The following is a 20,360-nucleotide window of genomic DNA, read 5'->3' as shown; positions in this document are numbered from 1 at the left end:
ATCAGCAGCCGCAGTCGACCAGCCGGGCGGCCATCCGGTCCAGCGCCGCCCGCGCCGGTACCGCGTCGCCGGTGGCGTCCGCCATGAACGCGAAGACCAGCAGCCGGCCGTCCTTGGTCACCAGCTCACCCGCCATCGTGTTGACCCCGCTCAGCGAGCCGGTCTTGGCCCGGACGATGCCCTGCCCGACCCGGTTCGGGCTCGGCGTGACGAAACGGGTCTGCAGGGTGCCGGACCAGCCCGCCACCGGCAGTCCGCCGAAGAGGCTGCCCAGCGCGGGCTGCTTGCCGCCCGCGGCGAGCGCCAGCAGCTTGGTGAGCAGGGCGGGGCTGATGCGGTTCTTCCGGGACAGGCCGCTGGCGTCGTACAGATCGGCGGTGGGCAGGCCCAGCTCGCCCAGCTTGGCGGTCATCGCCTCGGTCGCGCCCTCGAAGGTCGCGGGCTTGCCCGCGGCCAGGGCGACCTGGCGGCCCATCGACTCGGCGATGACGTTGTCGCTCTGCTGCAGCATCCAGTCGAGAACGTGCACCAGCGGCGGCGACTGCACCGCACCCAGCTCCGTGCCGGGCGCGACCCCCTGGTCCGGCGCCGTGGACCCGCCGGCCGGGGCCTTGCCGCGGGTGACCGCACCGGCCGGCACCCCGAGCTGCGCCGCGAACGCCCGCGCCGCCGACATGGCCGGGTCGCTGTATCGGGGATCGCCGCCGAACTCGTTGTGCACCGGCTTGATCCGGCCCGCGTTGGTCATCAGCGACTGGATCGCGGCGACCTGGCCCTCGGGGGCGATCAGGCCCGGACTCCAGCCACTGCCCGTGGTGGGTCCGGAGAACAGCGAGGTGTCCACGACCACCTTGGTCGGCTTCGTGTCACCGAGGGCCTTGCGCACCTGGGCCGCGAGCCGGTCGAGCCGCGCCGCGCCCGGGAACTGGCCCTTGCCGTTGACCGCCAGCGTGGGGTCGCCGCCGCCGACGAGCACCACCTCGCCGGGCTTGGCACCCGCCACCGCGCGGGTGGTGAGCCGGTAGGCGGGTCCGCGCGCCGCGAGGACGGTGGCGGCCGTGATCAGCTTGGTGGTGGAGGCCGGGGTGGTCAGGGTGTCGGCGTTCTGCTCGAACAGCGTCTCACCGGTGGCCACGTCCACCACGGAGACGTTCACCCGCGATCCGAGCGCGGGGGCCTTCACCAGCGACGCCAGCGCGTCCTGCACCCCGGCTGCCGAGGGCGCGGGGGCCTCGGCGCCGGCGGCGCGCAGCACCGGCGTCGGGCTGGGGTCGGGGGTGGCGGGCGCCGTCGTGGGCGCGGTGGGGTCGGCCGCCAGCCAGCCGCGTACCGGGCCGGGCCGGGCGACCAGGACGGTCGCGGCCGCGACCACAAGCAGCAGCACGACGGCAAGCGACGAGATCAGGACGGTACGGCGCCGCCGGGGACGCCCGCCGCCGACGGGGCCGCCCGACGCAGGAGGCGCAACCGGAGCGCCCGGCGGAGGCTGCCCGCCCGGCGGAGGCTGGAAGCCAGGCGGGACCTGGCCGGTGGGCGGGACCTGACCCGGAGGCGGGACCTGACCCGGAGGCGGAACCTGGCTCGGAGGCGGGACCTGGCCGCCGGTGGGGGCCGGCGCGACCGGCTGGGCTGTCGCGGCCGGGTTGACCGGGGCGGCGTTCATGGCCGAAACGGCGGGCTGATTCGGGCCGACCGGTTGAACCATGGCTCGGCCGGTCGTCGGGGGCATCGGGGCGGTCGGCGGCCGCACCGGGGCCGGTCCACCCACGGGAGGGACGGTGGCGCGCCCCGCCGGCGGCGGAACGGCCGCGCGGCCGGAGGTACCAACCGGAGGATTTCCCCCACCCTGCGGCGCGCCCGGTGGCTGCTGCCGGGATTGTCCGGGAAAATGCGCGGCGGGCGGCGGATTCTGCGGCGCCCGCGTACCGTCCTGCGGTCCAATAGGCGGGACGACGGTCGGGGCGGCGGACGGCGGCGGCACCGGCACACTGGCCCGGCCGGCCGGCGGGCGCCCAGGTCGGGGCGGCTCGGCCGGGTGGCCGTGCTGTGAATCTTGCCTCCCCACGGGCCCCTCCTCGGACGCGGCTGCAGACTTAGGGGAGACTACTGTCATCCGGCACACCGTTGCGCGCGGATCCCGTGGGCCCCTGCGTGTCCCGCTTCCGCCGCCGGCCACCCGCCGGGTCCAGCGCGGGACGAACAAGGGAGCACATCATGGATTTCGACGTTCTGGTTGAGATCCCCAAGGGTCAGCGGAACAAATATGAGGTCGACCACAAGACCGGCCGGATCCGGCTGGACCGGACCCTGTTCACCGCGACCCAGTACCCGGCCGACTACGGGTACATCGAGGGCACGCTCGGCCAGGACGGCGACCCCCTGGACGCGCTCGTACTGATCCAGGAGCCGACCTTCCCGGGCTGCCTGGTCCGCGCCCGGGCCATCGGCATGTACCGGATGACCGACGAGAAGGGCCGCGACGACAAGGTCCTGTGCGTGCCCTTCGAGGACCCGCGCCAGGAGCACCTGCGCGACATCCACCACCTCGGCGAGTTCGACCGGATGGAGATCCAGCACTTCTTCACGGTCTACAAGGACCTGGAGCCGGGCAAGTCCGTCGAGGGCGCCACCTGGGTGGGCCGGGTCGAGGCCGAGGAGGAGATCCGGGCGTCGTTCAAGCGCGCCGAGGCCGCCGAGGACCACGAGCACTGAGCCCGCAACGAGCCAGAGGCTCAGGGGGCTAGAGGCTGATGTCCCCGACCAGGCCGTAGAGGCCGACCACGGCGCAGGCGACCGGGATCACCGACACCACCACGAGCGTGTCGAGCAGGTCGGCGGCGCGTCCCAGATACGGCGAGGGTGGCCGGCGCGAGTACGTCGCGCCGGCCGCCACCGTGATGAGCGCCAGTACGAACGCCGTACCGCTCACCGCCAGCAGCAGCCCCGCGTCGGCTCCCCACAGCAGGTCCACACCGAGCGCCGCCACCCCGAACAGGCCCGCGCACAGCAGCGGCACCCGCTGGCGCAGCGTGACGAACAGCCGCGACCGCAGCAGCAGCGCCGCCGCGCAGACCCCGACCAGTACGCGCGCCGAGGTCGCACCGTCGGCCGCCAGCACGGTGAACGCTCCGGCCGCCAGCACCGCGTGGCCGAGCAGCATGCCCGCCAGCAGTTCCTCGGTACGGGCCACGGCGGCGAACACCACGGCCCGTCCCGGACGCTCGCGGGCCGCATCCAGCGCCCCGGTCGTCGCGGCCGCGGTGAAGCCCTCGGCCGCCTCCCCGCCGGAGGGCAGGGTCACGGGCGGCGTCGGCATCTTGCCGAACCGGATCGCCAGCAGCGGCAGCATGCCGATCCCGCACACCAGCACGGACAGCAGCACCGCGGCCGCGCCGGCCCCGGACGTGACCATGCTCAGGGCCGCGGCCAGCGCGGCCAGCAGCCCGACCGTGGCACCGGCGGTGAACAGCCGGCGCGCCGCCGCGACACCGACCCCTCCGAGTACGGCCGCCAGCAGCAGCGCCGCCGCACCGGCCAGCAGTTCGGGGCCGCCGAGCCACGGGAGGATCCCGAGCACACCGACCCGGTCACCGGCCTCCGGCGCGACCAGCACGGCGCCACCCGCGAACGCGTACGGCAGGGCGCAGGCGCCCAGGGCGGCACCGGCCTGCGCGTCCCCGTACGCCCGGGAGGCGGTCACACCGGCCAGCGCCAGCAGCACCGCGACACCGAGCCCGACGAACGCCGAGCCGGGCCACTGCGGACCCGCGTGGAGCACCGCCAGCAGGCCCAGCCCCAGCAGTACGGCACCGCCGGCCAGGGTCGCCGCCCTGGTCGCGGCCGGGGTCCAGATCGTCCCCCGGCGGCGCGCCCCCTCGGCGACCGCCTCGACGACGTCGTCGTACTCCAGCTCGGGCCACTGTTCGCGGGCGGGCACGAGGTGCAGCACCTCGCCGTCGCGCACCCCCTGCGGGAACAGGCCCTGCGCGGTGGTCAGAGCCACCCCGTCGGTACGCCGCAGCAGCCAGCCGCCGTGCTTCTCCCCGTCGTCGGCCAGCCCTTCCCCGGCGTGCCGCAGCACCTCGGGCAGCAGCTCCGCCAGCGGGACGTGTTCGGGCAGCGCGACGTCGACCCGGCGCTGGGGCGCACTGATCGTGACCCGAGCAAGACCCACCGTCATGTTGTGCCAACCTTTCGCATGCGCTCGCGCCCCCCGCTTCGCCAGTGCGTTCAGGCCTGCCGTCGCCCCGATCGGTGCTGACGAGGGCTGCGGAACGGAGGGCACTTTACCTACCATGGGCCGACCGCGGTGCCCGGTGACCGGCCGCGGACGGGGCGAAGGGACTGTCTGCACAGATGAGCACGGTGGTGATCAAGCGGGGTGCCCGGCGTCCGGCGCCGGAGATCCCGACGGGTGAGCTGGCGGTCGACGCGCCGCCGGAGATCCCCCAGGCCACCGGGGGCCGCTGGCAGCAGGCTCTGATGGCGCTGCCGATGCTGGGCGGCTCCGTCGCGATGGCGATGATGATGAGCCAGGGCAAGGGCGGCGCCTTCTCGTACGTGGTGGGCGGCCTGTTCGGCGTCTCGTCCGTGGCGATGATGGCCACCTCGTTCGGCAGCAACGGCTCGCCGAAGAAGGCGGAGATGATGGCCGCCCGCCGCGAGTACCTGCGCCACCTGGCCGGGCTGCGCCGCCGGGTCCGGGACACCGCGGGCAAGCAGCGCACCGGCCTGTACTACCGGCATCCGGACCCGGCACAGCTGTGGTCGACGGCGGCCAGCCACCGCGTGTGGGAACGCCGCCCCACCGATCCCGACTTCGGGGTGGTGCGGCTGGCGGTCGGCCCGCAGACCCTGGCCACCCCACTGGTGCCGCCGGTGACCCGGCCGCTGGAGGACCTGGAGCCGATGACCGCCGGGGCGCTGCGGCGCTTCCTGGACGCGTACTCGGTGGTGCCGGACCTGCCGGTGGCGGTGTCGCTGCGCGGCTTTGCGCGGGTCTTCCTGCGCGGGCACGGGGCGGGCGCTGAGGCCGACGCCCGCGCGCTGACCCGCGCGGTGCTCACCCAGCTGGCTGTCTTCCACGCGCCGGACGACCTGATCGTCGCGGTGTGCGCCGGGCCGGAACGCCGGGCGGCGTGGGAGTGGGTGAAGTGGCTGCCGCACAACCTGCATCCGTCCCGCACGGACGCGCTCGGTCCGATCCGGCTGGTCGCCAGCTCCGGGCCCGACCTGGAGCGGCTCCTCGAAGACGTGATCGGCAGCCGGCACCGGTTCAACCCGGCCGGTGGCAGCAACTCCGGCCCGCACGTGGTGATCGTGCTGGACGGCGCCGACCTCAAGGGCGCCACCCAGCTCGACGACGGCATCGACGGCGTCACCGTGCTCGACCTGGACGAGCAGCCGCCCCGCCTGCTGGACCGCTCGCTGCTGGTGCTGGAGGTGCGCACGGCCGCGGGCGCCAAGCCCGAGCTGCACACGTACGCCATGGATTCGGCGGCCGACGTCGGCACCCCGGACCGGCTGACCGAGGAGCAGGCCGAGGCGGTGGCGCGGCGGCTGTCCCCGCTGCGGCTGGCGGCCATGTCGAAGTCGTCGGACACGCCGCTGGCCGCCGAGATGGGGCTGGCGGAGCTGCTCGGCATCGCCGACCCCGACACGTTCAGCGTGGCGCAGAGCTGGCTGCCCCGGCCCAACCGGGACCGGCTGCGGGTGCCGATCGGCATGGGCGCCGACGGCGGCCCGGTCGAGCTGGACCTCAAGGAGTCCGCCCAGGACGGCATGGGTCCGCACGGCCTGCTGATCGGCGCCACCGGCTCCGGAAAGTCAGAGCTGCTGCGTACGCTCGTGCTGGCGCTCGCCACGACCCATTCGTCCGAGTCGCTGAACTTCGTCCTTGTCGACTTCAAGGGTGGCGCGACGTTCGCGTCGCTGGACCGGCTGCCGCACACCGCCGCGGTCATCACCAACCTCGCGGACGAGCTGCCGCTGGTCGACCGCATGGTGGACGCGATCGACGGCGAGCTGGTCCGGCGTCAGGAGCTGCTGCGCAAGGCGGGCAACTACGCCAGCCTGCGCGACTACGAGAAGGCCCGTGCCGGTGGGGCCGCGCTGCCGCCGCTGCCGTCGCTGCTGGTGGTCTGCGACGAGTTCTCCGAGCTGCTCTCCGCCAAGCCGGACTTCATCGACCTGTTCGTCCAGATCGGACGGCTGGGCCGCTCGCTGGGCGTGCACCTGCTGCTGGCCAGCCAGCGCCTGGAAGAGGGGCGGCTGCGCGGGCTGGACACCCACCTGTCGTACCGGATCGGTCTGCGGACCTTCTCGGCGCTGGAGTCGCGCGCGGTGCTCGGCGTCCCGGACGCGTACGAGCTGCCGCGCTCGCCGGGGCACGGTTACCTGAAGTTCGGCACCGAGCCGCTGGTGCGGTTCAAGGCCGCGTACGTGTCAGGGTCGTTCCGCCAGAGCGGCGCGCGCGGACCGGGCGCCGCCGGTGACGGCGCTCCGCCGCAGATCCTGCCGTACTCGACGCATTACGTGCCCGCGCCCAAGCCGGTCGTGCCCGCCCAGCCCAAGCCGGAGGAGATCCCGGCTGGGGAGAGCCTGCTGGACATCATGGTGGACCGCCTCAACGGGCAGGGCCCGCCCGCCCACCAGGTGTGGCTGCCGCCGCTGAACCAGTCGGCCGCGCTCGATGAGCTGCTCGGCCCGGTCACCGCGGATCCGGTGCGCGGGCTGGCGTTCGCGAACCCGGAGCTGCACGGCTCGCTGCAGGTGCCGATCGCGCTCATCGACAAGCCGCGCGAGCAGATCCGCGACGTCATGTGGCTGCCGCTGGCCGGGGCCGCAGGTCACGTCGCGGTCGTGGGCAGCACGCTGAGCGGCAAGTCCACCGCGCTGCGCTCGCTGGTCTGCGGGCTCGCGCTCACCCACACCCCGGCCGAGGTGCAGGTCTACTGCCTGGACTTCGGCGGCGGCTCGCTGGGCACCCTGCGGGACCTGCCGCACGTCGGCGGCGTGTCCGGGCGCCTCGACGCGGTCGGGGTACGCCGCACGGTCGGCGAGATGATGACGCTGCTGGCCGAGCGGGAGCAGCGCTTCGCGGAGATGGGCATCGACTCGATGGCCTCGTACCGGCGGCGGCGGGCGAACGCGCTCGGTACCGGTGCGGAGGCCGACCCGTTCGGCGACGTGTTCCTGGTCGTGGACGGCTGGGCGACCCTGCGCAAGGACTACGAGGAACTCGAACCGGTCATCACCGACATCGCCACCCGCGGCTTGTCGTACGGCATCCACGTCGTGGCGACCGCGACGCGCTGGATGGACTTCCGCCCGGCGATCCGCGACCTGTTCGGGTCCCGGTTGGAGCTGCGCCTGGGTGACCCGACCGACTCGATGATCAACCGGCGGGCGGCCGCCGGGGTCCCGGAGCGACCCGGCCGCGGCATCGTCGAGCACCCCACGGACAAGAACAAGAGCCTGCACCTGCTGACCGTCCGGCCCGAGGTGAACACGCTCGGCGACACCGGGGCGCTGGTCAAGGCGATCGCCACGAACTGGCGCGGGCCAGTGGCCCCCCGGGTGCGGCTCCTGCCGGCCAGCCTGCCGTACGCGGAACTGGATCTGTTCCGCAGCTCCGGGCTGCGGCTGCCGATCGGCATCTCCGAGTCGGACCTGCAGCCGGTCGAGATCGACTTCGCGACGGACCCGCACTTCCTGCTGTTCGGCGACGCCGAGTGCGGCAAGTCGTCGTTCCTGCGGGCGCTGGCCACGACCGTGATGCGCCGGTTCACCCCGGAGGAGGCCCGGATCATCCTGGTCGACTACCGGCGCAGCCTGATGGACCTGCCGGAGACCGATCACCGCATCGGGTACGGCATCCAGGCGCAGAAGACGCAGGACCTGATGGAGTCCGTGGCCGGCTACATGGAACGGCGCCTGCCCGGCCCCGAGGTGACCGCCCAGCAGCTGCGGGACCGCTCGTGGTGGCAGGGGCCGGAGCTGTTCGTGCTGGTCGACGACTACGACCTGGTGGCGTCCGGGCCGACTAACCCGCTGCAGCCGCTGCTCGAATACCTGCCCCAGGCCCGCGACGTCGGCCTGCACCTGATCGTCACCCGCCGCGCGGGCGGCGCCAGCCGGGCACTGTACGACCCGGTCATCCAGCGCCTGCGCGAACTGTCCGTGCCCGGCCTGGTGATGTCCGGCCCGGCGGACGAGGGTGCCCTGCTCGGCCCGGTCAAGCCGAGCGCGCTGCCGCCCGGTCGCGGGCGCCTGCTGACCAGGCGGGAGGGGGTACGGCTGATCCAGCTGGCACACCTGCCGCCGTCCTGATCCGGGGGTGCCGACGTACATCCGGTGCGAATGCATGGAAGGACCCCCGCGACAAGACGCTGAATCGGAGTAATCTCCCTGCATCGACCGTCCATCATCAGAATGGCGACGCCGACCTGTGAGCGCTACGAGTTCGCGACCGCGCGCGTCCCGCCGGCCCCGGCGGGACGCGGTAGAGCCGCACCCCAGCGGCGACGACTTTTGCCCGTCTCCGGCCGGGGGTGACCTTTGGTGAGCCTCCGGCGGCCGCTGCGGCGGATCGTCGCCGCGGCCCTGGCCGGTCTCGTCACCGCGGGCACCTGCACGGCCCCGGCGTGGGCGCTGCCCGCCGAGGTCGGACATCCGATGGAGACGCCCACGCCGTGGCAGGGCGACTCCGTCCGCGACGAGCAGTGGCATCTCAAGACGTTGAACGTGGCCGACGCGTGGACGTACTCGACCGGGCAGGGCGTGACGGTCGCGGTCGTCGACTCCGGCGTGGACGCCCGGCACGTCGACCTCGCCGGACAGGTGCTGCCCGGCCTGGACCTGGTCGACCCGAAGGGTGACGGCGACACCGACCTGGTCGGCCACGGCACCACGGTGTCGGCCATCATCGCCGGTCACGACGACGCCGCCGGGGTCGTCGGGATCGCGCCGAAGGCGAAGATCCTGCCGGTCCGCGTGCTGGACGAGGAGAACCGGTACGACGACGCGATGATCGTGGCCAAGGGGGTGCGCTGGGCCGTCGACCACGGCGCCCGGGTGATCAACCTGTCCCTCGGTGGCAACGGCGCCAGCGCCGCGCTGGCGGCCGCGCTGGACTACGCGTTCGCCAAGGACGTCGTCGTGGTGGCCTGCACCGGCAACGCGAGCGCGTCGCCCTCCAGCGGGGTCTGGTATCCGGCCCGCGAGCCGGGAGTCATCGCGGTGGCCGGCATGGAACGCGACGGAAACGTTCTCTGGTCCGGCTCCATCACCGGCAAGGAGACCGTGGTGACCGCCCCGGCCACCCAGCTCGTCGGCGCCCGGCCGGACGGGTACTGGCGGGTGCAGGGCACCAGCTTCGCCGCGCCGATGGTGTCCGCGACGGCGGCGCTGATCCGTTCCCGGTGGCCCACGATGTCGGCCGCCGAGGTGATCAACCGGATCATCCGGACCGCGAAGGACCGCGGCGCACCCGGCCGCGACGCCACGTACGGATTCGGGATGGTGGACCCGGCGGCGGCGCTGACCGCCGACGTTCCGTGGGTGGCCACCAATCCGCTGGACAACACCCCAGATCCGGGTGTCTCCCGGTTCGGGAGCGCGCCCGCCTCGGGGCAGGCGCAGTCGGCTCCGGACGACGGGCCCGGCACCACGGGCGCCCTGGTTCCGGGGGCCAACGCGGGCGCCCCGATGCCCCAGCAGTCCGCCGCTCCGGCTTCCGAACGCGGCTGGTGGGCGGCGGGCGCCCTGTTCCTCGTCTCGGTGGTGGTCGGGCTGGCCATGCTGCGCCGGTTCGCGAACGTCACCTAGGTTCGCCGCGCGGGCGCCTCCCGCGGAGCGGGCCCGCCGGGTCGGTCAGGCGCAGTCGCCGGTGCGGACCCGCCTGGTGCGTTGCTCGCCGAGCTGCGCCGTACCGGAGGCCTCGGCCGCGGTGAGCGCGAAGCCGACGCTGCGGTCGTCGGCCGCAGCCGCGAAGATGACGCCCATCACCCTGCCGTTCGGCGCGACGAGCGGGCCGCCCGAGTTGCCGCTGCGCACCAGCGACCGGATCGTGTAGATCTCCCGCGTCACGTCGCCGGAGTCGTAGATGTCCGGGCCGGTGATCCGGCTGACCTCCCGCACGCGGGCCGACTGCGCGTTGTACGGCCCGTCGAGCGGGAAGCCGAGCACGATCGCGCTGGATCCGGTGCCGGCCGACTTCTGCACGAACGGCATCACCGGCGCGGTCAGGCCCGGCACGTAGATGACGGCGAGGTCGCGTTTCGGGTCGTAGACCACGACGGTGCCGTCGAGCTGGCCGCGGGGGGTCTCCACCTTGACGTTGCGGGTGCCGGCGACGACGTGGGCGTTGGTCATGACGCGCTCGGGTGCGTACACGAAGCCGGAGCCCTCGATGCGCCGCGAGCAGCTCGGTGCGGTGCCGAGCACCTTGAGGACCGAACGCCGGGAGTTCGCCACGATCTGCGAGTTCGCCAGGGCCGGATCGGGGGCGGCGACCTCGCGGGCCTCCGTACGGGTGAGGCCGCCGAAGACGTCGGGGAAGCCGTTGGTGTCCAGGGTCTGCCGCAACGCCGACGACAGCGCCTGCGCCTGCTCGGGCATCAGCTTGTTGACGCCGCCGAGGATCGCGCTGCTGCGGACCTCCCGGTTGAGCCAGGGCAGCGACGACGAACCCAGCGGCACCGCCACCAGCCACGCCACCAGCAGCACCGCGACCAGCGACACCACCGCACCGCCCGCGTCGTCGACTCGCTGCAACGGGCGGCTGGCGATCGAGCGCCGCAGCCGGGTGCCGAACCACCCGGCCAGCGTCTGTCCCAGCACCGCGAGGGCGAAAATGGACACGAGCGAGACCACGACACGGGTCGCCCCGCTGGCGAACTGGTCGGCGATCAGCGGCCCGATCTGCAACCCGATCAGGGCACCGCTGAAGAAGCCACCGAAGGACAGGGCACCGACGACGAAACCCTGCCGGTAGCCGCTGATCGCGAAGATCAGCATCAGCAGGATCAGAATTCCATCGACCACGTGCACCCGCTCAGCGTAGAAGTGGGATTCCAGGTGTTCATGAGATCACCTCGTCCGGCGCGCCGTCCGGGGTGGCCGGAGCAGGAGCGGGCGAGGGCAGCTCCACGAGCCGTCCGGGCTGCCACGGCCGGGACCACCCGGCCATGTCGAGCAGCGCCGAGATGACCCCGGCGGTGAACCCCCAGACGAGCATCCCGCGCACCTGGAACGCCGGCCCGACCCAGCCGGAGGGGTGGCGGACCCGGATCCGGTTGGCCGGGTCGACCAGCTCGGCCACGGGCAGCCGGGCCACGTGCGCGACCTCGTCGAGCTGGCGGGGATGCACCGGATGCGGCGCGTGCCACCAGGCCAGGACCGGGGTGACCAGGAACGAGCTGACCGGGATGTACAGCGGCGGCAGCAGGGCCAGCACGGTGGCGCTGTCCGGGTCGAGCCCGACCTCCTCGCTGGCCTCCCGCAGGGCGGTGTGCGCCGGGTCGCGGTCGGCCGGGTCGGCCGCGCCGCCGGGGAACGCGGGCTGCCCGGCGTGGTTGCGCATGGTCGCGGCCCGCTGCAGGACGAGCAGGTCGGGCGCGCCCGGAGCGCTCTCGCCGAGCAGCACCAGCACGGCGCTGGGCCGCCCACCGGCGACGGGCGGACGGAGCGGGGTGAAGTCTTCGGTACGGCTGGTGGCGACGCGCGTCAGCAGCGGCTCGAACCAGCCCGGCAGCCCGCCGGGTCGGCCGGTCACCGGGTCACTCCCCGGGCGGTCCGGCCACGGGCGGTCACGGCGCCACCGTCACGCCGGTCCAGTCGCGCACCCGCGCGGCGAGGCTCTCCTCGGTCAGGGGCAGCGGCTCGACGTGCGAGCGCCCCCGGGCGTCGACGAAGACCGTCACGGGCAGCGTGGTGCGGCCCAGCGCGGTGATCAGTTTCCGGTCCCGGTCGTACAGGGTGGGCATGGTCACCCGCTTGTCCGTGGCGAACCCGGCGGCCGCGTCCCGGTCGTCGCCGGTGTCGACGCCCACGACGGTGAGCGTGCCCGCGGACTGCGCGGCCAGCCGCTGCATGGCCGGTAGTTCCGTGCGGCACGGCTCGCACCAGGACGCCCACAGGTTGACCACCGCGGGCCCCCGCAGACCGGCGAGCCGCACCGGGGCACCCCCGGTGAAGCAGGGCAACTCCAGATCCGGCAGCGCCGCCCCAGCCCCGGAACCGCCCGCCTCCTGGCCGCCCGCAGCCGCACCGGCCGCCGACGCTGCGGCGGACGGGGGCGGCGCGGTCAGCGCGGCGCAGTCCACGAACGGCGACGGCTGGCCCGGCGGCGGCGCCGACCGCTCCGAGGCGGTACACGCCGTCAGCGCGAGCGACGTGGCCAGCATGGGCGCGAGCGAAACGGCCAGCCGGCGCGCCCCTCGGGCCCGGCCGCGTACGGTCACGGCGCCTCCGGCGTGACGACGGCGGCAGCCGGGACCAGCTCCGGATCCACTCCGGCCTGGACGGCCAGCTCACGGGCCCGTGGGCCCTTCAGCAGGCGTGCGGCGGCCGGGGCCTCGGTCGGGCCGGTGCCGTACGACGGGCAGGAGGTGGCCAGGGTGCAGGCGCCGCAGGCGGGCTTGCGGGCGTGGCACACCCGGCGCCCGTGGAAGATGATGCGGTGCGACAGCATCGTCCAGTCGCGCTTCTCGATCAGGTCGGCGACCTGAAATTCGATCTTGACGGGATCCTCCTCGGCGACCCAGCCGAAGCGGTTCACCAGGCGGCGGAAGTGCGTGTCGACCGTGATGCCGGGGACCTCGAACGCGTTGCCCAGGATGACGTTCGCGGTCTTGCGGCCGATGCCGGGCAGGGCGACCAGCTCGTCGAGCGTGCGGGGCAGGACGCCGCCGTGCCGCTCGGTCAGCGCCTCACCCAGCTTGATGAGCGAATCCGTCTTGGCCCGGAAGAAGCCGGTCGGGCGCAGGATCTCCTCCAGCTCGGCCCGGTCGCCGGCGGCGTAGTCCGCGGCGGTGCGGTAGCGGCGGAACAGCACGGGAGTGACCTCGTTGACCCGGACGTCCGTGGTCTGGGCGGAGAGGATGGTGGCGACCGCCAGCTCCAGCGGGTTGGTGAAGTCGAGCTCGCAGTGGGCGTCGGGGTGGGTCTCGGCGAGGACCCGCGCCATCCGCCGGGCGCGGCGCTTACGCCCGATCGGCGTCTCGTTCGCGAACCGTTTGGCGGACCGCACCGCAATGGCCGGCCCGGAGGAGGCGGGGGCGGCGGGCGGACGAGTCACCGTGCAAGAGTACGTCGCAGCCCCGACAGCTTCGGTGCACGTACCGTCAGGCGGGCGGCGCGATGGCGCCGTCGTCGGAGATCCGCGCCGCGGTGTCGCCGAAGTCGGCCGCGGACAGCTGCGCGACCAGCTTGCGACCGCGCTCGTTGGCGCTGTCCCGGGTGGGCACACCCACCCCGTTCAGGTACGTGGACTGGAAGGTCCCGCCCGCGAACCGGCCGTCGGCACCGAGCGTGACATGCAGGATGCCGCCGTACTTGAGCACTCCGGAGCTGGACAGGGTCTTCCCGCCCCCGGCGAAGTTCCCCAGGCTGTACGCGATCAGCTTGCCCTTGTAGAACTCCATCCCGCGCAGCACGTGCGGGCCGTGCCCGATGACCACGTCCGCCCCGGCGTCGATCACCGCGTGGGAGAACGCGATCGGATCGCCCCGGTTCTCGCCGAAGAACAGCTCACTGCCCGGCTTGACGTGGTTCTTGTCGGAACCCTCGGCGCCCATGTGCACCTGCACCACGACCACGTCGGCCTTCCCCTTGGCCTGCTGGATCACCGTACGTGAATGGTCGAGGTCGTTGAGGTTGTTCGCCCCCGCGTACGGGGAGAAGCCCACGACCGCGACCTTGACCCCCTTGACCTCCACGACCGTGATCTCGTCCTCGGCGCCGGTGTGCCGCAGCCCGGCGTCCTCCAGGGCGGCGACGGTGTTGCGGTACCCCGCCACGCCGTAGTCCTTGGAGTGGTTGTTGGCCGTGTTGAGCAGCTGGAACCCGGCGTCCTTGAGGTGCTGGGCGTACTCGGGGGGTGAGCGGAACGCGAAGCAGTTGGGGCGCGGCGGGGAGCCGCACTTGCTGGTCCCCGTGTCGCCGGTGAGCGGCTGCTCCAGATTGCCCATGACCAGGTCCGACTTGAGACCTTCGGCGACGGAGTCGAAGAACCCGTCGCCGCCGTTGGCGGGCAGCCGGTTCGGGGCGCTGCCCATGATGATGTCGCCCGTGGCGGACAGGGTGATGGTCCCGTCGGCGGCGGCGGGCTTCGTGCTCGGCTTGGCCCGCTTCGTACCGGTCGGCGAGGCGGCGGCGGCCGGCTCCTGCCAGCGCGGCACGCCGGTCCCGGAGTCGCGGTCGGCCAGGGCGACGCCGCCGAGGCCGGCGCCGATCAGGGCGGCGATCACGATGGTGAGGGTCAGGATCGGGCGGCCGAACAGCCCGGGGCGCGGCGGGGGGTGGGCATTCATCGACGGCGACGATACTGTCGGGGAGCAACCGGCCACGACGTCCGTTCGGCCCTTCGTCGGTCGCCCCGTCGGTCGCCCCCACGGGTCGCCCAGCCAGTCGCCGGGGTCGGCCGCCCGCCGGTCACCCAGCCGGTGGCCTGGTCGTCGCTGGGAGCGACGAAATACCGGTCGCTGGCCGGACCGGTTACGCTGCGGATCTAGATCAAGGGGTGCTCCCCTGTTTCCCGTACGCGTGCGCCTAGACTGATCGAGCGCAGGCGTGGCGCATTCGGAGGTGCGGCGATGGATGAGGTGCTGGCTCGCAGCGGGATTTTCCAGGGTGTGGACCCGGAGGCCGCTGAGGCGCTCGCCAAGGAGATGGACACGATCGAGGTCCGCAAGGGCGACATCGTCTTCAACGAGGGCGAGGCCGGCGACAGCCTGTACATCGTGCTCTCCGGCAAGATCAAGCTGGGACGGCGGGCCGCGGACGGCCGGCAGAACCTGGTCTCGATCATGGGCCCGTCGGACATGCTGGGCGAGTTGTCGCTGTTCGACCCCGGTCCGCGGACGGCCACGGCCACCGCGGTGACGGACAGTCGCCTGGCCCGGCTCAAGAAGTCCTCGCTGCGCCCCTGGCTGAACAACCGGCCCGAGATCGCCGAGCAGCTGCTGCGGGTGCTGGCCCGCCGCCTGCGCCGTACCAACGACGCGCTGGCCGACCTGATCTTCACGGACGTGCCGGGCCGGGTGGCGAAGAACCTGCTCCAGATGGCGGGCCGGTTCGGCACCCGCGACGGCGGCGTGCTGCGGGTGACCCACGACCTGACCCAGGAGGAGCTGGCGCAGCTCGTCGGCGCCTCCCGCGAGACGGTGAACAAGGCGCTCGCCGACTTCGCCTCCCGCGCCTGGCTGCGCCTGGACGGCAAGAGCGTGATCATCCTCGACCCGGAGCGGCTCGCCCGCCGGGCGCGCGTCTGACCTCGCTCACCGACCTGATCCACCACTGAAGGGCCGCCCGTCCGGGCGGCCCTTCGCCTTTTCCGGCAGCGCTCCGCCACCCGCCCGGGCGGTGGTTTCGCGTTTTCCGCGAGCCCCTGAGCGGGCCGGGAAGCAGCCCCGCCCGAGATCCGTGTCGCACCCGGTCGGCCGCTCGTTACGGAGGTGGTCGAGAGGCGATCAGTACGGCGAGAGGGCGCGGGCTTTGAAGACGGTGGGGGGCGGCGCGGCACGCGGTGGGGTGGCGCCATGACCGTGCTGGACAGCGCGATCGACCCGCGCAATCCCGCGTACCTGGAGAGCCGCGGCGCCATGCTGCAGCGCCTGACCGAGCTGGAGACCGCGCTGGAGGAGGCGCGCGCCGGGGGCGGCGAGAAGTCGGTGACCCGGCACCACGCGCGCGGCAAGCTGCTGCCCCGCGAACGCGTCGAGATGCTGCTCGACCAGGACAGCCCGTTCCTGGAACTGTCGCCGGTGGCGGCGTGGGGCTCCGAGTTCGGAGTCGGCGCCAGCGTGGTGACCGGTATCGGCGTCGTCGAGGGCGTCGAGTGTGTGATCGTCGCGAACGACCCGACCGTCGAGGGCGGGGCGGTCAATCCGTACACGGTGGAGAAGATCCGGCGGGCGGCCCGGATCGCCTCCGTCAACCGCCTGCCGCTGATCAACCTGGTGGAGTCGACAGGCGCGGCCGCGCCCGCCGGTCCGCCGCCGGGCGGCGCCATCGCCCGCGACCTGAGCCAGCTCACCGTGGACCGGGTGCCCACGGTCTGCGTGGTGTTCGGCGCGACCAACGGCGACGCCGCCTACCTGCCGGCCCTCTCCGACTACACGATCATGGTGCGCGGGCACGCGAAGGTGCTCACCATCCACCCGCAGCCCGCCCGCGCGGCCGGTCCGAACGGCCGCCCCGCCCCCGAGGTACGCAGCACCCCCACCGTCCCCGCCGGAGTCACCGGCCCGGCCGATCAGCTGGCCGAGGACGAGCGGGACGGGCTGCGCCTGGCCCGCCAGTGCGTACGCCGGTTCAACTGGCGCAAACGCGGACCCGGTCCCCGCTGCACGATCCCGCTGCCGCCCCGGCACGACCCCGAGGACCTGCTGACGATGGCGGCGGCCGACCCGGCCACCGCGTTCGAGCCGCGCGAGGTGCTGGCCCGCATCCTCGACGACAGCGACTTCGACGAGTTCAAGCCGACCCAGGGCACCGCGCTGGTCACCGGCTGGGGCGAGCTGCACGGCTACCCGGTCGGGGTGCTGGCCAACCTCGGTCAGGCGTTCTCCCCCGCCGAGACGCAGAAGGCTGTCCACTTCATCCAGCTGGCCAACGCGACCGCCACCTCGCTGCTGTTCCTGCAGTACACCGGCGCCGCCCCGGCCGCCGAGCCGAACGAGGCGGCCGACGTGCGGCACGGCGCCCCGCTGGTGCACGCCGTGGCGAAATCCACGGTCCCGCACCTCACCCTCATGATCGGCGGGACTCCCGCCGCGGAGGCGGGCGGCATCTACGGCCGGGCGTACGAGCCCCGGTTCCTGTTCAGCTGGCCGGTCGAACGGGCCGGCGAGACTTCCGGGCCCGCCCCGTACCCGGTGGGGAAGCTTCCGGACGACGGCGTCATCGACCCCCGCGACACCCGTACGGTGCTCGGCCTCTGCCTCTCGGCCGTGCACAGCGCGGCCGTCGAGGGTGCCGAGCACGTGGGTGTCTTCCGACCCTGAAAGGCGAAGCAGTGATCCGACGTCTTCTGGTGGCCAGCCCGGGTGAGATCGCCCGCCGGGTCTTCGCCACCTGCCGCCTGGTCGGAATCGAGACGGTCGCCGTCTACACCGACGCCGACTCCGACGCCCCCTACGTCGCCGAGGCGGACTACGCGGTCCACCTGCCGGGCTGCACGCCGGCGTCGACGTACCAGCGCGGTGACGTGCTGATCGCGGCCGCCCAGCGTTCCGGTGCGAACGCCCTGTACCCGGGCAACGGCACCCTCGCCGAGGATCCGGCGTTCGCGGCGGCGGTGACCGAGGCGGGCATGATCTGGGTCGGTGCGCCGCCGAAGACGCTCGGCGTGCTGCACAGCAAGATCGAGACGAAGCGGATCGTGGCCGACGCCGGGGTGCCGGTGCTGCCGACCGAGACGGATCCGGCGGCGGTCACCCAGTTTCCCGTACTGATCAAACCGACCGCGGCCGACGGCGGCCGCGGGATGCGGGTGCTGCGCGACCCGGTGACGCTGGCCGAGGCGGTCGCGGCGGCCCGGCAGGAGGCGGGCGGCGAGGTCTTCTGCGAACCGTACGTGGAGGACGCGCGGCACATCGAGATCCCGATCTTCGCGGACGTGCACGGGGCCGTGGTGCCGTTCGGCGAGCGGGAGTGTTCCGTGCAGCGCCGCTACCAGAACATCGTCGAGGAGACCCCGTCCCCCGCGGTCGATCCGGCGCTGCGCGAGGAGCTGTGCCGGGCCGCGATCATCGCGGTCCGGGCCATCGGGTACGTGGGCGCGGGCAGCGTCGAGTTCCTGCTGGACTCCGACGGCGGGTTCTGGTTCCTGGAGCTGACGCCCAGCCTGCAGGTGCAGCACGCGGTCACCGAGTGCGTCTCCGGGTACGACCTGGTCCGCCTGCAACTGCTCGTCTCCGAGGGCGGCAGCCTGCCGATGCCCGGTCCCCCGCCGATCCGCGGGCACGCCATCGAGGTGCGCATCTGCGCGGAGGACCCGGCGTACGCGTGGCTGCCCGCGACCGGCACCCTGCACCGTTTCGCCGTCCCCGACGTGGCGGGCTCGTTCCGGCCGCTGTCCCAGCCCGGCCTGCGCCTGGATTCCGGGGTGGCGGACGGCTCGGTGGTCGGGGTGCACCGCGACTCGATGCTGGCCAAGCTGGTCGCCTGGGCGCCGACCCGGCAGGAGGCGGCCCGGATGCTGGCGTCCGCGCTGACCCGCTCCCAGCTGCACGGCGTCGTGTCGAACCGGGACCTGCTGGTCCGCGTCCTGCGCCACCAGTCGTTCCGGGCCGGGGACACCGACACCGGGTTCCTGGACCGGCACCCCGAGGTCTTCGCCCCGCTGCTGTCCAGCGTGGACGCCGTACGCGTGTCCTGCCTGGCCGCGACGCTGGCGGGCGCGGCGGCCCGGCGCGCGACCGCGCCCGTGCTGGCCTCGCTGCCCTCGGGCTGGCGCAACGTCCCCTCCGGCTCGCAGACCGCCGTGTACGACGGCCCCGCCGGCCCGGTCGAGGTGGGCTACCGGATGAACCGGCAGGGTGAGCTGGCCGGCTGGTGGGTACGCGCCGTGGACCCCGAGGAGCTGGACCTGGCCGGGCTCGGTCAGGCGCCGACGATCGACGACCACCCGCCGACCGCCGTGGTGCACGCGGACGGCACCCGGGTGATCCTCGACGTCAGCGGCATCCGCCTGTCCTTCGGCGTGCACCGCGTCGGCGACGTGTCGTACGTGGACAGCCCCGAGGGTTCGGTCACGCTGCGCGAGTTGTCCCGGTTCCCGCTGCCCGCCCTGGACACCGCCGAGGGTTCGCTGATCGCCCCGCTGCCGGGTGCGGTCCGCCGGGTCCTGGTCGTGCCCGGCCAGCGGGTCCGCGCCGGTGAGCTGCTGCTCACCCTGGAGGCGATGAAACTGGAGCATCCGGTGCACGCGCCGTCGGCCGGGGTGGTCGCGTCGCTGCCGGTGCAGCCCGGCGCCGAGGTGGACACCGGCGAGCTGCTGGCCGTCCTCGACCCGGAGTAGCCGAGCACGCGATCCTGTGGAGTTCTGGTCAGTTCCTGACCGAAACTCGTCAAGGTCTGCCCGATGGAGTGTCGCCGAAGCCGAACCACTTGCGCTTGGCCCGCTTGGGCTCGCCGGTGTTGACGGTCGGTGTCTCGTCGGGCAGGTCACGGGTCGGTGACGCCGGCGGGACCGGCCGGGGCGGCGCCGAGGACGGTCCCGGCCGGGGCGGCACGAACCCGCCGGTGAAGTACAGACTGGACACCCCGCCCGTGGCGTACGGCGGGTGCGGGTTGCTGGGGCCGAGCTGCAGGCCGACCAGCATGTCGCGCAACTGCTCGGCGTTGGGGCGGGCGCGCGGATCGCTGGCCATCCCGTACCGCAGCACGTCGGTCAGCGAGCGGGGCACCCCCGGCAGGTCGGGGATCGGCCGGTCGAACAGCTCCATCAGGGTGATCAGGCTGGGGCTGCGGTCGGAGTCCCAGCGCGGCGGCCGCCCGCGCATCATCGCGTACAGGCTGGCGCACAGGGAGTACACGTCCACCGCGCCGGAGGGGGTGTCCTGGCGGAACATCTCGGGCGGCGCGTACGCGGGGGTGAGCACCTCCAGGGTGACCGACGAATCGCGCATCTCGCCCAGCACCGCCAGCCCGAAGTCGGCCAGCACGGCGGAGTTGAACTGCGAGTACAGGATGTTGGCCGGCTTGACGTCGCGGTGCAGGACCCCGTTGGCGTGCGAGTGCACCAGCGCGTCGGCGATCTTCACCCCGACGTCGCGGGTCTCCACCGGGCCGAGCGGGGAGACCCGCATCCGTTCCAGGTACGAGCCGTCGCAGAGTTCCATGATCAAATACGGGTGCTGGTCGACGGTCACCCCGACGTCGAACAGGTCCACCACGTGCGGGTGCGACGACATCCGCCCGGCCGCCCGCGCCTCCCGCAGGAAGCGCGCCTGGTCCCGGTGACTGTCCAGGGTGCGGTTCTCCATCTTGATGGCGACCTCACGCCCCACGGAGTCCTGGGTGGCCCGGTACACGGTCGCGTACCCGCCGCGCGCCATGATCGACAAACCGGACATGCCAGGCACGTACGGCGTCGGCAGGGCGCCAGGGGTCTCCGTCACGGAATAGAAAAT

Annotated in this window: 14 protein-coding genes; 6 read left to right on the top strand and 8 right to left on the bottom strand. The window is 73.4% G+C overall.

Annotated features, from left to right (window positions below):
- Nucleotide 1: 1 nt before the first annotated feature.
- The gene (gene dacB / locus ACMCNN_RS00830; protein ID WP_412744264.1) at nt 2-1,384 is read right to left on the bottom strand and encodes a D-alanyl-D-alanine carboxypeptidase/D-alanyl-D-alanine-endopeptidase; all 1,383 of its coding nucleotides are present in this window, start codon (nt 1,382-1,384) and stop codon (nt 2-4) included.
- Nucleotides 1,385-2,214: 830 nt separating this feature from the next.
- Here dacB and ACMCNN_RS00825 point away from each other — a divergent pair.
- A complete protein-coding gene (locus ACMCNN_RS00825) occupies nt 2,215-2,712 on the top strand; it encodes an inorganic diphosphatase (protein ID WP_412744263.1) in 498 nt (165 codons plus the stop codon).
- A gap of 28 nt (nt 2,713-2,740) precedes the next feature.
- Here ACMCNN_RS00825 and eccD read toward each other — a convergent pair whose 3' ends face one another.
- Nucleotides 2,741-4,180 carry a type VII secretion integral membrane protein EccD gene (eccD, locus tag ACMCNN_RS00820; protein ID WP_412744262.1) on the bottom strand — a complete coding sequence of 480 codons (1,440 nt, stop codon included), beginning with the start codon at nt 4,178-4,180 and terminating at the stop codon, nt 2,741-2,743.
- A gap of 176 nt (nt 4,181-4,356) precedes the next feature.
- On the opposite strand from eccD, the gene eccCa reads away from it, so the two are divergent.
- Complete coding sequence (gene eccCa / locus ACMCNN_RS00815; protein WP_412744261.1) at nt 4,357-8,331, top strand: type VII secretion protein EccCa; 3,975 nt, start codon at nt 4,357-4,359, stop codon at nt 8,329-8,331.
- Between the two features lie 231 nt (nt 8,332-8,562).
- Complete coding sequence (gene mycP, locus ACMCNN_RS00810; protein WP_412744260.1) at nt 8,563-9,828, top strand: type VII secretion-associated serine protease mycosin; 1,266 nt, start codon at nt 8,563-8,565, stop codon at nt 9,826-9,828.
- 45 nt (nt 9,829-9,873) lie between these two features.
- Here the strand turns inward: mycP and ACMCNN_RS00805 are convergent, their stop codons facing one another.
- From ACMCNN_RS00805 to ACMCNN_RS00785, 5 genes are all read right to left on the bottom strand, one after another.
- Nucleotides 9,874-11,052, bottom strand: a complete 1,179-nt coding sequence (locus ACMCNN_RS00805; protein ID WP_412744259.1) for a MarP family serine protease — start codon at nt 11,050-11,052, stop codon at nt 9,874-9,876.
- A gap of 31 nt (nt 11,053-11,083) precedes the next feature.
- Entirely contained in the window at nt 11,084-11,776 is a 693-nt protein-coding gene (locus ACMCNN_RS00800; RefSeq protein ID WP_412744258.1) for an NUDIX hydrolase, read from the bottom strand.
- A 34-nt stretch (nt 11,777-11,810) separates the two neighbouring features.
- Entirely contained in the window at nt 11,811-12,464 is a 654-nt protein-coding gene (locus ACMCNN_RS00795; RefSeq protein ID WP_412744257.1) for a TlpA family protein disulfide reductase, read from the bottom strand.
- Nucleotides 12,461-13,258, bottom strand: coding sequence for an endonuclease III (gene nth / locus ACMCNN_RS00790; RefSeq protein ID WP_412746997.1), 798 nt, complete (start codon nt 13,256-13,258; stop codon nt 12,461-12,463). The genes ACMCNN_RS00795 and nth overlap by 4 nt, the downstream gene beginning before the upstream one ends.
- Nucleotides 13,259-13,346: 88 nt before the next feature.
- Nucleotides 13,347-14,534, bottom strand: a complete 1,188-nt coding sequence (locus ACMCNN_RS00785) for a CapA family protein (protein ID WP_412744256.1) — start codon at nt 14,532-14,534, stop codon at nt 13,347-13,349.
- Between the two features lie 282 nt (nt 14,535-14,816).
- Here ACMCNN_RS00785 and ACMCNN_RS00780 point away from each other — a divergent pair, with 282 nt between their 5' ends.
- The 3 genes from ACMCNN_RS00780 to ACMCNN_RS00770 all read left to right on the top strand — a co-directional run bounded on the left by ACMCNN_RS00780 (nt 14,817) and on the right by ACMCNN_RS00770 (nt 19,246).
- Entirely contained in the window at nt 14,817-15,494 is a 678-nt protein-coding gene (locus ACMCNN_RS00780) for a Crp/Fnr family transcriptional regulator (RefSeq protein WP_130509547.1), read from the top strand.
- Nucleotides 15,495-15,761: 267 nt separating this feature from the next.
- On the top strand, nt 15,762-17,228 hold the full coding sequence (locus ACMCNN_RS00775) for a carboxyl transferase domain-containing protein (protein ID WP_412744255.1): 1,467 nt from the start codon (nt 15,762-15,764) through the stop codon (nt 17,226-17,228).
- 11 nt (nt 17,229-17,239) lie between these two features.
- Nucleotides 17,240-19,246, top strand: a complete 2,007-nt coding sequence (locus ACMCNN_RS00770; protein WP_412744254.1) for a biotin carboxylase N-terminal domain-containing protein — start codon at nt 17,240-17,242, stop codon at nt 19,244-19,246.
- Nucleotides 19,247-19,295: 49 nt separating this feature from the next.
- Here the strand turns inward: ACMCNN_RS00770 and ACMCNN_RS00765 are convergent, their stop codons facing one another.
- Nucleotides 19,296-20,348: a serine/threonine-protein kinase gene (locus tag ACMCNN_RS00765; protein WP_412744253.1), complete on the bottom strand. Its 1,053-nt coding sequence runs from the start codon at nt 20,346-20,348 to the stop codon at nt 19,296-19,298.
- Nucleotides 20,349-20,360 lie beyond the last annotated feature (12 nt).

This window comes from Krasilnikovia sp. MM14-A1004 (genome assembly GCF_047159485.1).
Lineage (GTDB): Bacteria > Actinomycetota > Actinomycetes > Mycobacteriales > Micromonosporaceae > Actinoplanes.
This window is presented reverse-complemented; position numbering and strand designations above follow the sequence as displayed.

What these genes read in the sequence shown, in the direction of transcription:
- ACMCNN_RS00825 (WP_412744263.1), top strand. Translation starts at nt 2,215, where the DNA reads ATGGATTTCGACGTTCTGGTTGAGATCCCCAAGGGTCAGCGGAACAAA.
- eccD (WP_412744262.1), bottom strand. Translation starts at nt 4,180, where the DNA reads ATGACGGTGGGTCTTGCTCGGGTCACGATCAGTGCGCCCCAGCGCCGG.
- eccCa (WP_412744261.1), top strand. Translation starts at nt 4,357, where the DNA reads ATGAGCACGGTGGTGATCAAGCGGGGTGCCCGGCGTCCGGCGCCGGAG.
- ACMCNN_RS00785 (WP_412744256.1), bottom strand. Translation starts at nt 14,534, where the DNA reads ATGAATGCCCACCCCCCGCCGCGCCCCGGGCTGTTCGGCCGCCCGATC.
- ACMCNN_RS00780 (WP_130509547.1), top strand. Translation starts at nt 14,817, where the DNA reads ATGGATGAGGTGCTGGCTCGCAGCGGGATTTTCCAGGGTGTGGACCCG.
- ACMCNN_RS00775 (WP_412744255.1), top strand. Translation starts at nt 15,762, where the DNA reads ATGACCGTGCTGGACAGCGCGATCGACCCGCGCAATCCCGCGTACCTG.